The sequence below is a fragment of the Streptomyces shaanxiensis genome, from assembly GCF_039537145.1.
Lineage (GTDB): Bacteria > Actinomycetota > Actinomycetes > Streptomycetales > Streptomycetaceae > Streptomyces > Streptomyces shaanxiensis.
Map to the genome: position 1 here is coordinate 140,225 of NZ_BAAAZY010000014.1, position 16,752 is coordinate 156,976.

The 16,752-nt window shown below is 74.0% G+C and carries 4 protein-coding genes; 2 read left to right on the plus strand and 2 right to left on the minus strand.

Going from position 1 to position 16,752, the window contains the following annotated elements:
- The first annotated feature begins 86 nt into the window (after positions 1–86).
- Positions 87–1,124, plus strand: coding sequence for an LLM class flavin-dependent oxidoreductase (locus ABD932_RS29060; RefSeq protein WP_345017094.1), 1,038 nt, complete (start codon positions 87–89; stop codon positions 1,122–1,124).
- Here ABD932_RS29060 and ABD932_RS29065 read toward each other — a convergent pair.
- Together ABD932_RS29065 and ABD932_RS29070 are read right to left on the minus strand one after the other, a co-directional pair.
- Positions 1,069–13,458, minus strand: a complete 12,390-nt coding sequence (locus tag ABD932_RS29065) for a non-ribosomal peptide synthetase/type I polyketide synthase (protein WP_345016957.1) — start codon at positions 13,456–13,458, stop codon at positions 1,069–1,071. The genes ABD932_RS29060 and ABD932_RS29065 overlap by 56 nt on opposite strands.
- Before the next feature lie 217 nt (positions 13,459–13,675).
- Entirely contained in the window at positions 13,676–15,694 is a 2,019-nt protein-coding gene (locus tag ABD932_RS29070) for an AfsR/SARP family transcriptional regulator (protein ID WP_345016959.1), read from the minus strand.
- A gap of 155 nt (positions 15,695–15,849) precedes the next feature.
- Between ABD932_RS29070 and ABD932_RS29075 the strand changes: the two genes are divergently transcribed.
- Entirely contained in the window at positions 15,850–16,728 is an 879-nt protein-coding gene (locus ABD932_RS29075; protein ID WP_345016961.1) for an alpha/beta fold hydrolase, read from the plus strand.
- Positions 16,729–16,752 lie beyond the last annotated feature (24 nt).

A 16,752-nucleotide genomic window follows, 5' to 3' on the forward strand; every position in this document is an offset into this window, starting at 1 on the left:
GGCGGGCCGGGGCGGGGCGGGAACATCGTCGGGCGCGAGGCGGTTGGCACTTCCGTACTCCTTGATCCATGAACGATGGAGGGCCCGTGCCGCCGACCTCACGACCGTTGCGCAAACTCGGTTTCCTCACGATCGGGCTGTTCGACGAGGCGGATCCACGGCGGGGCCACGAGTCCACACTGGAGATCATCGAGCTGGGCGAGCGGCTCGGCTTCGACAGCGCGTGGCTCCGCCACCGTCATCTCCAGTACGGCATCTCCTCCCCCGTCGCCGTCCTCGCGGCGGCCTCTCAACGCACCAGCCGCATCGAGCTCGGCACCGCGGTCATCCCGCTCGGCTGGGAGAACCCGCTGCGGCTGGCCGAGGACCTGGCGACGGTCGACATCCTGTCGGGCGGCCGTATCAACCCGGGCGTCAGCGTGGGCCCGCCGATGCACTACGACCGGGTCAAGGAGGCCCTGTACCCCGACACGGCGGACGTCGAGGACTTCGGCTACGAGCGGGTGCGGCGGCTGCTGGACTTCGTGCGGGGCAAGCCGGTCACGGACTTCAGCGGGGTCGAGGGATTCGAGGTGTTCTCGGACCGGGTCCAGCCTCAGTCGCCCGGGCTGGGCAACCGTCTGTGGTACGGCGGCGGCAGCCTGCGTTCCGCGCAGTGGGCCGGCGAGCACGGGATGAACTTCCTGACCAGCAGCGTCGTCAAGGCGGAAGGTCCCGAAGACGCGGTGCAGTCACCGGACTTCGCTCAGATCCAGCTCTCCCACATCCGCGCCTTCCGCGCCCACCACCCCGACGGCGAGAACGCCCGCGTCTCCCAGGGTCTCGTCGTCATCCCCACCGACTCCGCCACGCCCGAGCAGCGCGCGAAGTACGAGGATTACGTCGCCAAGCGCACCCCGCGCACCACGTCACCGCAGGGTCCGGCCCGGCTGCTGTTCGCGCCGGACCTCGTCGGCAGCTCGGCGGAGATCGCCGAACGCCTCCACGCCCACGCCGCGTTCCGCGAGGTCGACGAGGTGGCGTTCGCGCTGCCGTTCACTTTCGAGCACGAGGACTATGTGCAGATCCTCACGGACATCGCGACCCGGCTGGGTCCTGCGCTGGGTTGGCGTTCGGGGACCTGAGAGGCAGCCCCTCGCCTTCTGCGAGGACGCGGTCGAGCAGGTGCAGCGGGGCGGGCCGGACCCCGGCGGCCTCGGCCGCGTCCCAGTGGGCGAGGGCACGGGGCAGGTCGACCAGGCCGTGGATGAGGGGGAGATCGCTCGGCGAGCGGCCGGAGTCCGTGAGATGGGCGTGGAGCAGCGACTCCAGTCGGCACGACGCCAAGGTGCCCGCGATCCCGGGCCGCATGGCGAAGCCCGCGCTCGCCACGCCCGGCAGATCGTCACTCAGCCGCGTCTCCGTGGAGTCCAGGGCCAGCAGACCGCCTCCGACGACCAGGACGTCCTGGTCGCGGCTCATGCGGTCCAGCGCCCTCGCGGTGTCGAAGCAGTGCGGGAAGGAGTCGTCCACGACGGTCGTGCCGGGGCGGAGCCGGTCGATGTCCAGGAGGTTCGTCGCGCCGCTCACGGCGGTGACGATCACGTCGGCCTCGTAGACCGACGCGGGCAGGGTCCGCCCGGACTCGGCGACCTGCACCGTCATCGCGGGGTGCCCGGACCTCAGGTCGGCCGCCAGCCGCTTCAGTCGCGCGGTGCTGCCGGGCAGGTCGCACAGCAGCAGCCGGGCCGGCGGGCGGGGTGCCGTGGCCAGCAGCAGGCGTAGGGACGAGGTGCCGATCGAGCCGCATCCGACGACGGCGAGGGAGAGATCGTCGAGGCGGCGGCCGGTCGCCGCGAGCGTGGCCTGGACGGTCTTGACCACGGCCACGGTCGTCGACGCGTGACCGGTGGTGAGGGCGGAGCCGGCCGTGGTCTCCCGCAGGACGTCGTAGCCGTAGCCGGTGAGGGACGGGATCATGCCCGCGAGCGAGACGCACCGCGCACCGAGTGAGGCGGCATGCTCCACGGCGCGGGCGGTGCGGGCCGCGAGGCCGCCGCCCGCGGCCAGTTCGTCGGCGAACAGTGGCAGGGCCACGAAGCCGGAGTTCCCGAGCGGGGTCCCGGTCTCCTCCAGCAGCCGGGCACGCCCCTCGGGGAAGAGGAGCGCCCGGATCTCCTCACGGCCGAGGCCGGGGCTCTCGGGCGGCAGTCCGGCGAGGGCGGCGAGGTGGTGCGGGGCAGGCAGGTATCCGACGAGCGCGGCGTCGAGGTGCGGACTCCCTCGGCGCCCACCGCTGCGGGCCGGCGCGGCTTCGGGGGCCCTCACCTCGCTCAGCGCGTCCCGCAGCTGTCTCCGTATCTCCTCGGCGAACCCGGCGACTTCACGGGACGTGAGGGCCCCCGCCGAGGCCCGCACGGTGACGCGCAGTCCCTCACCGTCCGCCACCGGCCGCACGGCCAGGAACACGTCGGTGCCCACCGGCGGCGGGGCGAGGGCGGTGTCGGACTCGTCCGCGTGCAGCGTCAGACGGCCCACGGCCTCCGAGCCGAGGGACGTGAAGTCGAGGAAGGTGAAGAAGAACTGGGCGTGGTGCGGCAGTCCTGCCGCCGTGCGGAGTTCGCCGCCTGGGCCCTCGGCCCGGGCCAGGTCGGTCTCGGCGGCAAGGCGCCGCACGTCGTCCTCGAACGAGGGCAGTTGGCCATCGTCCCCCAAGCCCGGGGTGCCTCCGCCGGGCCCAGCGGGGCGCAGTGCCACCGCCTCCGCGAACGGGCCGAACAGCCGGTGAGCGTCCACCGTGGACTCCTCGCGCCCGGTGACAGCGAGCCCGAGCACGAGATCGCGCTGTCCGGTGAGCGCCGCGAGGGCGCGGTAGTACGCGGTGAGCAGCGGGGCGTACGGGGTGCGGTGCACTGCCCGGGCGAGCCTCCGCAGCGCCCCGGTCGTGACGGGGTCCAGGGTGAACCCCGTGGTGTGGAACGCCGGTTGTGCGTCGGCGTCCTCGGGGGTCGGGCGGCGCAGGACTGGGGGCGTGTAGGGCGCCCGGAGTCGTGCGCGGTAGTCCTCGGCCTCGGGCCCGTGGGGGTGTGGGCGTCCGGCGGACAGGGCGACGTGGTCTCGGAAGGAGCTGTCGAGCGGCGGCAGGCCGTGTGGGAGGCCGCGGTCGAGGCGGTCGTACACGGTGAGCAGTTCCCTGGTGAGCAGGGCGGCGCTGTAGCCGTCGCCGATGAGGTGGTGCGCGTGGACGACGAGCACGTGCTCGTCGGGGGCCACACCGAACAGCCGCAGCCGCAGCAACGGCCAGGCCCAGGGCTCCAGTCGGCGTCGTGCCTCCTCGGCGATCCGCTCTTCCAGCAGGTCGGGGTGTGCGAGGCTCTCCGCCTCCACGGGCAGACGCAGCGAGTCCGGCAGTTCCTGCTGCACGGGCGGACGGGCGCCCGCGGGGAAGACGGTGCGCAGCATGGGATGCCGGGCCACCAGCACGTCGACGGCGCGCTGGAGGACGTCCTGGCGCAGCGGCCCGCTCAGCCGGAACCGGGCGAGCCAGCCGGAGCCCGCACCGGGGTCGATGGTCTCGGCGAGCAGGAAGCCTCGCTGGGAGGGCGTGAGCGGGTAGGGGCTCGCGAACTGCGCGGAGCCGGAGTCCGGGGTCGGAGCGGCCGAGGGGCCGGTGGCGGCGGTGTCGAGGGCTGCCGCGAGTGCGCTAAGTGTGCGGTGGGTGTAGACGGTGGTGGGTCGGGGGACGGACGGCAGTTCCTTGCGCAGACGGGCGAAGAGCTCCAGGACCATGATGGAGTCGCCGCCGAGGGCGAAGAAGTCGTCCTCGCGGGTGACGTTCGGGACGTCCAGCAGGGCCGACCAGATGCGTGCCACGGTGTGCTCGGTCGGGGTGACGGGAGGGGTTCCGGGCCCGGACGGCGCGGACTTGTGAGCAGGGTCGTCCCCATCGCGGTCGACGCCGCCGTCGGTGGTGTCCGCAGCGCTCGTTCCCTCGAATTCGCGCGCCAGCAGGTTGCGGTCGATCTTGCCGGTGCCGGTCAGGGGCATCGCCGGGATCGAGCGGATGCGTCCGGGCAGCATGTACGACGGCAGTACGCGGGCCAGGAAGGCGCGCAGCTCGCGTGCGTCGGGCTCCCCGGAACCGGGCCTGGGCTCGACGTACGCCACCAGACGTCCGTCGGCGAGCAGCACGGCGGCCCGGGAGACGTCCGGGTGGGTGAGCAGCGCGGCCTCGACCTCGCCGAGTTCGACGCGGTGGCCGCGGACCTTGACCTGGTCGTCGAGCCGGCCGAGGAACTCCAGTGCACCGTCCGCGGTTCGGCGGACCCGGTCACCGCTGCGGTACCAGCGCTGACCGTCACGTTCGACGAAGGCCTGCGCGGTGAGGTGCGGTTCGCCGAGGTAACCGGATGTCAGCCCGGTTCCGGCGATGAGCAGTTCACCGGCCTCGCCGGGCGGGCAGGGACGGCCCTCCTCGGTGACGACGGCCAGTTCGGTCCCGGCCACCGGCCGGCCGATGGGCAGTTGCCGTACGTCGTCGGCGGGCCGGGTGTCGATGATGTGGCAGGTGGCGTTGATGGTGGCCTCGGTGGGCCCGTAGAGGTTGGCGACCCGGTGCTCCGGTCCCCCACAGGTGTCGAGCAGGTCGAACCAGCGCCGTACGTGGGCGGCGGGGAGTGCCTCGCCGCCCACGTGGACCCAGCGCAGCGCCGACAGGTCCGGGGGTGTGCCGTCCTGTCCTGCCCGGGTCTCGGCGGCGGTCAGCAGTCGCTCCCACAGCGTCGGCACCGAACTCCACACCGTGATGCGGTCGTTGACGATCCGGTCCAGCAGGGCTTCGGGATCGCGGACGAGATCCCGGGTGAGGGTGTGGATCGTGGCGCCGACCAGCAGCGGTGCCAGCAACTGGCGTACCGAGGCGTCGAAACAGACATTCGCCGTCTGCGCGAGACGGTCCCCGGGGCCGTAGCCGAAGGTGGCCAACGACCAGTCGAGGTAGTTGAGCATGGAGCGGTGGGTGATCGGGACGCCCTTGGGGCGGCCGGTGGAGCCCGAGGTGAAGATGACGTAGGCGACGGCTTCCGGGTCGGCGGGCGGCAGCGGCAGCGCGGGGGCCGAGGCCGGTGCCGGGCCGTCGGCGGTGACCGGGGTGATGTCGGCCAGCGCGGCAGCGGCCGCTCCTGTCGCCGTGTGGCACACCACCACGCTCACCCCGGTGCGCTGGACCTGGTCCCGCAGCCGGGCAACGGGGTGACCGGCGTCCAGGGGCACCCAACCGGCGCCCGAGCGGAGGATGCCGACCACACCGACGACGGTGTCCACGCCCGGTTCGGTGAGCAGGCCGACCAGGTCGCCGGGGCGTACGCCGTTCGCTCTCAGCCGGGTGGCGAGCGCGGCGGAGGCGCTGTCGAGTTCGGCGTAAGTGAGCGTCGCGCTGCCGGTGTTGACGGCCACTGCCGTCGGCGTCGCGTGGAACTGGGCGCTCAGGCGGTCCGCGATACCGTCGTCGCCGCGAGGACGGGAACCGGCAGGCGCGACGGGGTGTGTGGCGGTGTCGCCGGGGTGTGTGGCGGTGTCGCCAGGGGGAACCGACGCCGTAGACGACTGTCCGGTCACGGCGCGCAGTTCGCCCAGGTAGTCCGCGTCGAGACGCTCCACGGTCGCGCGCCGGAAAAGGTGGGCGGGGTGGTTCCAGGACAGGCGCAGGGCTGTGTCGGACTCCCAGCACAGCAGGCCGAGCCGGGTCGCGGCGGAGGCGGTGGCCGCCGCGGTCGGGGTCACGGTGACCGGCCAGTCGCGGCCGGGGCTCACCGGGAAGCGGGCGAAGCTGAACCCGGCCGGGGCGACCGTGCGCGGAGCGGGGCCGGTGGCGGGCAGCAGCGCGGCGATGTCGGGGCTGCCGAGCGTGGCGTGGGACTCCGCCGCACGCCAGATCCGCTGCAGCCGGCGCGCCAGCGCGGTCACGGGCTCGTCGGGGTCGACGTCGGCGAAGACCGGCAGGGTGTCGGCGAGCGGGCCCACGAGGCGGTCGATCCCGGGCAAGGGCGCCTCCCGGCGGGCGCGCGCCACGTTCACGGCGACGGCCCGCTGCCCGCTCCACCGCGCCAGGCAGCGGCCGTACACCGCGAGGAGGAGATGGAAGAGGGAGACTTCGTGGCGGGCGGCCAGCTCCCGCAGCGCCGCCGTGAGTGGGGCGTCGACGGTCGTCTGGTGGTGGGTGAGCGGCGGCTCCGGGAGTGCTTCCGGGTCGCCGTCGTACGGCAGTACCGGTGCCGTGGCCGACGCCGCGTGCTCGGCGATACGGGCACGCCAGTACCGCTGGTCCCGGGTGAAGTCGGGCGACCGGCGCTCCGCGGTGACGAGGTCCGCGTAGTCGGCGAACTCGGCGCGTGGGGTGGGGAGTTCAGGGAGGCGACCGTGAGCGAGGGTGGTGTAGAGCGACCAGAGCTCCTCGCACAGGACCTTGAGGCTGTAGCCGTCCGCGGCGCTGTGATGGACGACCAGCAGCAGGTGGGCGAGGTGCACGTCACTGCGGTCACGGACCAGCACGGCACGCACCGGGGCCTCGGCGGTCAGGTCGAACGGGCGGTTGTACAGCCGCTGTTCGAGGTCGGGCAGGGGCGGCGTGGTGTCGTCCGGCTCGTGCACCACGTACCAGCGCGGGGAGCGGTCGGTGCGGTCGGCCGGGGCGGTGTACTGGCGCGGCGGTGTGCCGTTCGTGGCGTGCGTGGCGTCCGTGGTGATGCGCAGGCGCAGCATCGGGTGGCGTGCCGCGAGGTGGGCCAGGGCGCGGCCGAGGAGGTCGGGGTCGAGGGGGCCTCGGACGGTCTGGCGTATGTAGCCGTAAGCGGTGACGCCTTCGTACAGGGCCTCGGTGGTGAGGAAGGCGCGTTGGAGCGGGGTGAGGGGGCGGGGGGTGGTCTCAGCCGCGCGGCGGGCGGCGGTGGGGGCGGGGACGGGGGCGGCCGTTGGTGTCTGTCCGCCGAGGTGGGTGGCCAGTTCGCCGATCGTCCGGTACTCGAAGAGCAGCGTGGCGGGCAGCGCCATCCCGAGTTCCGTCTCCAGGCGGCGTGCGAGGTCCACAGCGGTCAGGGAGTCGAGCCCCAGGCCGAGGAACTGCTCGTCGTCGCCGATGTCCTCGGGGGCGCGGTGCAGAGCCTCGGCCAGTAGGCGGCGTACCAGATCGGCGACGCGGACCGGGTCGACCTCGGCGCCGTCCGGTGAGGTGTGGGGCGCGGGAGGTGCGCTGTGGTGCGTGCCGTTCGGGCGGTCCACGACGACGACCGGTGGCTCGCTGTCGTACGTGCCGTTCCGGCGGTCCACGGTGACGGCCGGCGCGGGCGGCTCCGAGGGTGTCACCAGCAGGTGCGCGGCATCGGTGGCGACGGCCGTGCGCAGCGCGGCGATCGCTGCCCGGGTGGTCATGGGGGTCAATCCGCGGGCGCGCAGCCGCTGTCGGACCGGTGATCCGGCGGCCAGTCCCGCGTCGGCGACGGGCCCGAACCCGATCGCCTGCCAGGGCCGGCCCGCGGCGCGTTCGGCGGCGGCGAAGGCGTCCAGGAAGGCGTTGGCCGCCGCGTAGTCACCGAGCGCGCCCGCCAGGCCGGGCAGTACCGAGGAGAGGGAGGAGAAAGCGACGCACACCGCCGGTGCCTGGCCGTACCGCTGCAGCGCCTCGGCGAGCAGTACGGTGCCCCGCACCTTCGCGGCGAGTACCTGCTCGATCTCGCCGTCGGTCTTGGCGCGGAGAGTGCCGGGCCGGACCGTACCGGCGGCGTGGAACACCCCGTCCAGTGGGGGCAGGGCGGCGAACAGGGCGTCGACGGCTGCCGCGTCGGACACGTCGGCCGCCTGGTACCGGGCCCGGGCGCCCCGGGCGCGGAGTTCACTGAGCAGCTCGTCGGGAGCGGTCGCGGCGCGGCCGGTCAGGATCAGGACGCAGGCGCCGCGACCCGCCAGATCACGTGCGAGCGCGGAGCCGAGCCCGCCGGCTCCCCCGGTGATCAGGTACGTGCCGTCCGCCGGCAGGGCATCGAGCGCCGCCGGAGCGTCCGGCACGCCGGACGGCATACGGCTGAGCCTGCGGTCGGAGCGCCACGCGAACGCGCCCTCCGCGCCCGGCTCGTGGGCCGACCACAACTCCCGTTCCAAAGCGTCGACCCGGGCGTCGAGGGGGTCGCGGGCGGACAGGTCGATGCCGGCTGCGGCGAGCCCCGGGTACTCCTCCGGGAGCGCCAGCGCGAAGCCGTGCAGGAGCGCCTGCGCCGGGCGCGCCCGTTCCGCCGAGTCTCCGATGACGTACGCGTCCTCGGTGACCACCAGCAGGCGGGCGCAGCCGGCGGTGAGCAGGTCGAGTACGGGGCGCAGTGCGGGAACGGCGGCGCTCAGGCCGGTGTCCGTGGCCGGGAGGCTTCCGCCCGCGTCGCCCACCGCGCTCGCAAGCCACACCACGGTGTCCGCCGACGCGGAGACCGACTCGTCAGAGGTGCTGCCCTCCCACAGCACGGTCACCCCACGGCCGGTGAGCCGCTCGGCGAGGGCCCGGCCGAGCGCCTGGACCGCGCCCAACTCCTCGTCCGTGCTCAGCACTTGGTCCGAGCCCATCTCCTGGCCCGTGCCGATCAGCCGTACCACGCGAGGCCCCGCCGCCGACGTCAGCGGCGCGTCCCTCCAGTCGAGGCGCCGCACCACGGTTTCCGCGCCGGACTTGCGCGGCCAGTGGCGGGTGCGCTGGAACGGATACGTCGGCACCGGGACCCGCGGCCTTCCGACGGCCCGGCCCGTCCGGTCCGAGGGTGCCGGAACCGTCCCCTCCAGAACCGCCCGATCCAGTTCCGCACCGCGTGCCCACAGTCGGCCCGCCGTCTCCAACAGCGCCCGTGCCCCGGAGGAATCGGCATCACGGCCCGAGTCCCCGGCAAGTCCGGTCGTCAGCACCGCCACGTCCGGGACGCCATGCGCTCCGGCGACCGCACGGACCGCTCCGCCCAGGGTGTTCCCCGGGCCCAGTTCGACGAAGTGGTCGTAGCCCTCGTCCAGGAGCCGCGCCACAGCCGCGCCGAACCGTACCGGCTGGACGGCGTGCTCCTGCCAGTAGGCGGGCGTGAGGCCGGGACGCCATTCGCCGGTGACCGTGCTCAGCATCGGTACGGCCGCCGGTTTGACCGTGAGCGCCTTCGAGGCGTCCCGCAGCGGGTCGAGGACCGGCTCCAGCAGCGGCGAGTGGAAGGCGTGGGAGACGCGGAGCCTGCGCGTGGCCACGCCGCGTCCCGTCAGCTCCGCGACGGCACGGTCGACGGCCTCCTCGGACCCCGAAATCACCACCTGCTCGGGGCCGTTGACGGCGGCCACACTCAGCAAGCCGCCGGATGCGGCGACGAGCTCGGCGACGCTGCCCTCGTCACCCCTGACCGCGGCCATCGCTCCGGGCAGGGCCAGTTCACCCACCAGGCGCCCACGCTCCGCGGCGAACCCCACCGCTTCGGCGAGGCTGAGCGCCCCGGCGACGCACGCGGCCGCGATCTCGCCCACGCTGTGTCCGGCGACCGCGTCCGCGCCCAGGCCCCACTCCCCCAACTGCCGGGCCAGTCCCACCCCGAACGCGACGAGCAGCGGCTGGGCCACCTCGGTCCTGGCCAGCTCCTCGGGATCCATACGGGGATCGAGGCACCACTCGGCGAGCGAGCGCCCGAGCACGGGGCCGGTCAGCGAGGAGGCCTCGTCGATGACCTCCCGGAACACCGGAGCCGACCGGTACAGGGCGCGGCCCTGGCCGGGCCGCTGTGCTCCCTGGCCGGGCATCAGGAACACCGTGCGTGGGCGGGACCGGGCGAGCGTTAAGTCCGCCGTGCGGGCGGCATGGAGACGGTCTGCGAGGTCGCCTTCCACGACCACGGCCAGGCGGTGAGGACGGTCGTCGCGGGCGGTGTTGACGGTGGCGCAGAGGTCCGCTTCCCGCAGGTCCGAGCGGGTACGTGCGTACGCGGCCAGGTCGGCGGCGGCCGTTCGGAGGGCGTCGGGGCTGTGGGCCGACAGCGTGAGCAGGTGGGGGCCGTCGGCGGCGGACGTCGGGGCGGTTGTCCGTCCGGGCGCCTCCTCCAGTACGGCATGCGCGTTGGTCCCGCCGAAGCCGAAGGCGTTGACGCCCGCGACCAGGGGCCCGGGGGTCCGCCATTCCCGCTGCTCGGTGACGAGTTCGAAGCCGGGGGCGACACGCTCCAGGTAGGGCGCGGGCGTGGTCGTGTTCGGGGCGGGCGGGACACGGCGGTGCTGGAGTGCCAGGACCGTCTTGACCAGGCCGGGCATGCCGGCGGCGTTCAGCAGGTGCCCGATGTTCGCCTTGACCGAGCCGAGCAGGCGCGGAAGCCCGTCGCTGCGGGGCGGGAAGGCGTGCCCGAGCGACTGCGCCTCGATCGGGTCGCCCACCGGAGTGCCGGTGCCGTGTGCCTCGACGTACGACACCGCGTCGGGGTCGATGCCGCACTCGCCGTACGCCCGGGTGATGACCTCGCGCTGGGTACGCGGGTTGGGGGCGAGCAGGCTGAGCGATCGCCCGTCGTTGTTGACGGCCGTGCCACGGACCAGGGCGAGTACCGGGTCGCCGTCCCGCCGTGCGTCGTCCAGGCGCGAGAGGACCAGCGCCGCTCCGCCTTCTCCGGGCACGATGCCGTCGGCGGCGGCGCCGAAGGGGCGGCGTCTGCCCGTCGGGGAGAGGGCGCCCGCACGCGCGAGCAGCCGGTGGCCGGTCGGGGTGAGGGCGAGCTGGACGCCACCGACCACGGCGACGTCGCATTCGCCGCTCTGGAGGCTGCGCCGCGCCAGGTGGAGCGCGACGAGCGCGGAGGAGCAGGCGGTGTCGACCGCGAGGGCGGGGCCGTCGAGGTCGAGGGCCTGGGAGAGGCGGGCGGCGATCAGGTTGGGCAGGTTGCCGGTGAGCGCGCCGGGCTGGGCGGCGAGGTCGCCGTCCGTGGCGGCGGCCAGGATCTCCCGGTAGCCGCTGTCGCTCACGGCGGCGAACACACCGATACGGCGACCGGTCCGCCGCGGCCCCGCGTACCCGGCGCGCTCCAGGGCTTCGTGGGCCAGCTCCAGGAAGATCCGCGCCTGTGGGTCGGTCGCGCGGGCCTCCTCGTCGTCCAGGCCGAAGAAGGCGGCGTCGAAGTCCGCCGGGTCCGGGAGGAAGGACCCGAAGAGGCCGCGGGCGCCCGGCGCACTCTCCCAGCGGTCGTCGGGTACCGCGCTCACCGTGTCACGCCCGGCGAGGAGCAGCTCCCAGAACGCCTCGGGCGTCGAGGCTCCGGGGAACCGGCAGGCCATGCCGAGCACCGCCACCGGCTGGTTCCCTGCGTTCGCACCGGACGGCACCGAAGCGCTCTCGGCGGCGGTCGTGTCCGTCACTGCGCCGTCATCGGAGTTTGACTCCTTTGACGTCTCATCAAATCCCCTACCAGAGCTGACCAGTTGAGCCATCACATGTCCGGCCAGCGCGGCCACCGTGTCGTGGTCGCGCAGCACACGCGGCTCCACCGTCACAGCGAAGGCGTCCTCGATCCCGGCGAGCACCGCCATCGCCTTCAGCGAGGATCCCCCGAGCGCGAAGAACCGGTCGTCGCGGTCGATGTCCGCCGGCCCGAGGTCCAGGATCCGTGCCCAGATTCCCCGGAGCACGTCCTCGACATCGCGCCGTGAGCGTGGCGCGGGCCCCTGCGGACGGAGCCCTTCCGCACGGGTCGACTCGACCTTGGACCGGACGGGCTCAGCTCCGACCCGGGCAGGCGCACCCTCAAGCCGGTCAGGCGCACCCTCGACCCGCGCCGCAGACAGCCGCTCCTTGACCGCCGCGTACGCGCCCGCCTCGAACCGCACCCGCATCACAGCGCGCCGCAGCTTGCCGCTCGTCGTGCGGGGAAACGCCCCGGGCGGCAGGGGCAACACCCGTACGTCGTCGTGGCCCAGCGCCTCGCGGACCCGGGCCGCCGCCGCGTCGAGCACCGGAAGAGCCGTGGCCGGGACGGGCCGCGCCCACTGCACGAACACCACGACGCGGTCGCCCCCGGTGTCCGGGTCGGTGGACCCGATGGCCGCCACCGTCCCCCCGGGCAGTCCCGGAGTGGCGGCGGCGGTCTCCTCGATGTCGGGTGCGTGGAAGGTGCGGCCGCCGACGAAGACGACGTCCTTGTGCCGGCCGGTGACGCACAGCCGACCCTCGTCCAGGAAGCCGAGGTCGCCGGTGCGCAGCCAGCCACCGGCGAACGCGGCGGCGCTCGCCTCAGGGCTGCGGTGGTAGCCGCGGGCCACCTGAGGGCCGCGTACCTCGATGTGACCGACCCGCCGGGCACCGAGAGGCCTGCCGGAGTCGTCGGCGACGCGGATCTCGCAGTCCGGCACGGGGCAGCCGACATCCATCAATTCGACGGCGTCCGGTCCGGGTTCGGCGGGAACGGCCCGGCCACGGCTGAGCGCCGTCCGGTCCAGTGCCAGCGGTTCGGCGATCTCCCCGAGCGGGGGCACGGTCACCGCGAGGGTGGCCTCGGCCAGTCCGTACACCGGCAGCATGGCCGCGGCGTCCAGTCCCGCCGGGCCGGCCTTGGCGGTGAACTCCCGCCACACGCGCGGCGCGATGGGCTCGGCGCCCACGAGCATCAGCCGTACGCAGCTCAGGTCCGAGCCGGCCCAAGTGCTGTCCGGCACCCGCCGCACCGCCAGTGCCAGCGCGAAGTTCGCCGCCGACAGCAGGGTCGCCTTGTGCCGTGTCACCGCTTCGAGCCAGCGGGCCGGACGCTTGGCGAACGTCAGCGGTTCGAGGCGTACCTGCTTCAGGCGCGCGGCCATGGGGACGAGGTGGGTGCCTATCAGGCCCATGTCGTGGAAGTACGGCATCCAGGTCGCCACCACGTCGTCCGAGGTGATCGCCATGGCGGCGCGGATCTGCCGGAGGTTCGCGAGCACGGCCTCGTGGGTGAGTTCCACGCCCTTCGGGGCGCCGGTGCTGCCGGAGGAGAACTGCAGGAAGGCGAGGTCCTGTGGATCCCTGCGGGGCAGGGTGCGCAGCGGGTCGCCCTCGCGCAACGCGCTCAGGCGCAGGGCGCGCACGGGGCCCGGGATCTCGGCGAGCAGGGCGTCGGTGGTGTCGTCGACCACCACGGCGGGTCTGCCCAGGAACTCCCAGACCGGTCCGACCCGGCGCGGCTCAGGGGCGAGCGGAACGGGCACGAGTCCCGCCGCCAGCGCGCCCCAGAACATCGGTTGGAAGTCCTCGCCGAGCTCCGCGAGCAGCGGAACGGGCGTGCCGGGCTCGAGTCCCGCCGCGCGCAGACCCCCGGCCACGCGCAGGGCGTCGTCGTGGAGTTCGGCGAAGGTGACGGCGTGTTCGCTGCCGTCTCCGCGGACATGGACGACGACCTGACCGGGTGCCTCCTCGGCGGCCCGCAGCAGGATGTCGAGGAGCGTGACGGCGGTACGGCGCCCGGCAGTCGGCATGCGCTTCCTTCCTCGTCGCACGGGGCCAGCGCACCCGCCAGGAGCGTTTTCGATCATTCACCAGTATGACGAGGAGAATGTTCGACCGGTTCACCGGCGAATTGCCCTGGCCCGGAGTACGTACCGGACGATCAGCGGACTGCTTCGGCAGTGGTTGTCTCAGCTCTCCGGCTCCCCGCCGGGCTGCTTCGGCGTCCAATCCGGCCGGGTCCGCCTCTTACGCCGTGCCCGCGAGGGCGGTTGCCAGATCGGTCAGGTGGGCCGAGACCGGGCCCAGGGTCAGTAGACCGCTGCCCGCACCGGCCAGTTCGCCGGCCGCCGGGGTGAGGGCGGCATGGGCGCGTGCCATGACCTGCCGGTCGCCCAGCGCCAGTGCCGCTCGGGCGGTGAGGCACCACAGGGCCTCCTGGAGGAGGCCGCGGGGTGGCTCGGGCGTGGCGTGGAGTGCCTCGGCGGCCTCCGGGAGGTGGCCCCCGTCCAGGAGGAGAAGGGGGTGCGCCCAGGGGTCGTACGGGCCCCAGTTCGTGTCCTGGTCGAAGCGCAGCGGCAGCGCGTGCCGCAGGCGCAGGCAGAGGAGCGCGAGCGGCAGCAGGCCTTCGGCGAGGCCCGGCATGCCCGCGTCGTGGAGCAGGCCGGCCGCGTCCCGGTAGGCCGCTTCCGCTTCCGTCGCCGCTGCCTGGCCGGTGGCGTCCAGTCGCAGTGCGGCGTACCAGCCGGTGAACACGCCCACCAGCGGCCGCTCGTGCCGTACGGCCAGTGCGTCCGCGGCGGCCGCGTGCCGGTCGGCCGCGGTGAAGTCGCCGAGGGCGCAGCGGGCTTGGAGCCGGACGAGGTGGCCGAGGATCTCGAAGTCGGCCAGGGCGTGCCGGGCGGAGAGCGCGATCAGTTCGGCGCCGATCTCGTCACGCCGCGGCGCCAGTCCGGTGCGGTCGAAGCACTGCATGAAAGCCCCGTTGAGGGCGAATGCCAGCAGCACCGGATCGTCCAGCCGACGGGCGATCTCCTCTGCCTGGCGGGCGGCCTGAGGGCCACGGGCGAGTGGAGTGCCGCGCGACTCCAGGGCGATGGTGGCCAGCAACCGGGCTCTGGCCGCCTCCTGGCCGATGGGGGTACCGCCCGGTTCGAGCTCGGCCGGGAACTCGGGGGTGGGCAGGGCGGCGAGGGTGCGCTCGGCGGCCGCGACCACGTGGGCGGCCTGTTCCGGGTCGTCCAGTGTGGTCCAGATCGCTGGGACGTCGTAGGCGCCGATCACCCGGGCCGTCAGTTCGGCGTCGCCCAGTTCCTCGGCGGCCGCGATCGCCGCTACCCGGTGCTCGCGGGCGGCCGGCAGTCCGCTGCCGCCGGTCACGGCGAGGTTGCGCAGCAGGCCGGCCGTCGACTCCAGGCGTGCCCGGGCATCGGGGGCGACGGCGCGGTCGTAGGCGGCGGCGACCTGCTCCCAGACCCGGCCGGTGGGGTTTTCCGGCGGCCGGTCGAGGTGGTCGGCCTGGTGAAGGATGTCCGCCTCCAGGGAGCGCAGTCCCGGGCCCGGATCGACGCCCAGGTGCTCGGCCAGGAGCGCACGGGCCCGGCGGAGCACGTCCAGCGCGTCGGCCTGCCGGCCGGTTCGGTACAGCGCCAGGGCCAGCAGGCGCCAGGCGTTCTCACGCCAGGGATGCTCGGCCGCGTGCGCACGAAGGTCCGCCGCCGCGCGGTCGGCCAGGCCGACCGACAGCAGCGCCTCGGCACGCAGCTCCACGGCGTGCAGGCGCAGCTCGGTCAGACGGCGGCCGTCGGCCCGCGCCCACGGCTGGTCGGCGAACTCCGCATAGGCGGGTCCGCGCCACCAGCCGAGCGCCTCCTCCAGCCGTACGGCCGCCTCCTTGGGCGGCAGCGTCCCGGCGGCGGCGACCGCCCCCTCGAAGCGCCAGGCGTCGACCGCGTCCGTCGAGGTGCGCAGGGCGTATCCCGGGCCGTCGGTGACGAGCAGACGGGCCGGGCTGCGGGGCGGGCGGCCCGGTTCGAGGGCGCGGCGCAACGCGGCGACGAACGTGCGTACGGCACCCACCGCGTCGCCGGGCGGGTCCGTCCAGAGGTCGTCCACCAGGCGGGATACGGGCACGACACGTCCCCGGGCGACGATGAGCCGGGCCAGCACCGAGCGGTGTCTCGGCCCCTTCAGGGCGATCGTGTTCCCACCGGCGTCCCAGGCCGTGACCGGTCCGAGTACGCCGAAGCCGGGGAGCGCGTCGTCCACCGTCCGACGCTGTCGCGGGCCATCCAGGCGCTGCTCATCCACTGCTCATCCGCTCCCAGGAGGATCGAGGAACAAGATCCTCGAAGAGGCATCCTCCACCCATCCATCGTTTCGCACCGGTACGTGTTGCGGCCATGACCGTAAGGAGCGCAGCCATGCCCCCTGTCATCACCGGCTTCGATCATCACCGCGTCCCCGTCGCCGACGGAGTCCGGCTGCACACGGCCGTCGGCGGCTCCGGCACCCCCGTCGTGCTGCTGCACGGCTTCCCGCAGACCCACCTGATGTGGCGCCACGTGGCGGCCGATCTCGCGGCCGACCACACGGTGATCTGCCCGGACCTGCGCGGCTACGGCGCGAGCGACAAGCCGGCGGAGACCGACGGCACCGTCTACGCCAAGCGCACCATGGCCGCGGACATCGTGGCCCTCGCCCGCGAACTCGGCCATGAGCGCTTCGCGTTGGCCGGGCACGACCGTGGCGCCCTGGTCGCCTTCCGCGCCGCGCTCGACCATCCCGGCACGGTCACCCATCTGGCGTGCCTCGACGTCCTGCCGACCCTCGACATGTGGGAGGTGATGCACGGCGTCACCGCCGCCGTGGGCTTCCACCTCTATCTGATGGCCCAGCCGCCGGGTCTGCCGGAGCGCATGATCAGTGCCGCCCCGGACGCCTTCTTCGGCCATTTCCTCGACATCTGGACGAGCGACCGGGAGGCCGTTCCGCCGGAGGTCCGTGCCGCCTACCTGGCGGCCTGCCGTGCGGCGGTGCCCTCGATCGTCGCCGACTACCGGGCCTCCGCCGGCGTCGACATCGAGCACGACCGGGCCGACCGGGCGGCAGGCAGCACGCTCCGGATGCCGGTCAGTGTGCTCCAGCAGGACTGGGGCTCGGCCCTCGGCTTCGACGCCGCCGAGCTGTGGGGCGCCTGGGCGCCGGACCTGCGGCACACCACGGCCACCTGCGGCCACTTCATGGCCGAGGAAGCGCCGGACGACATCGCGAAGGCGTTGCGGGCCCTGCTCGCCCGCTGACCAGCCACGAGGCGTCCGGGCGCC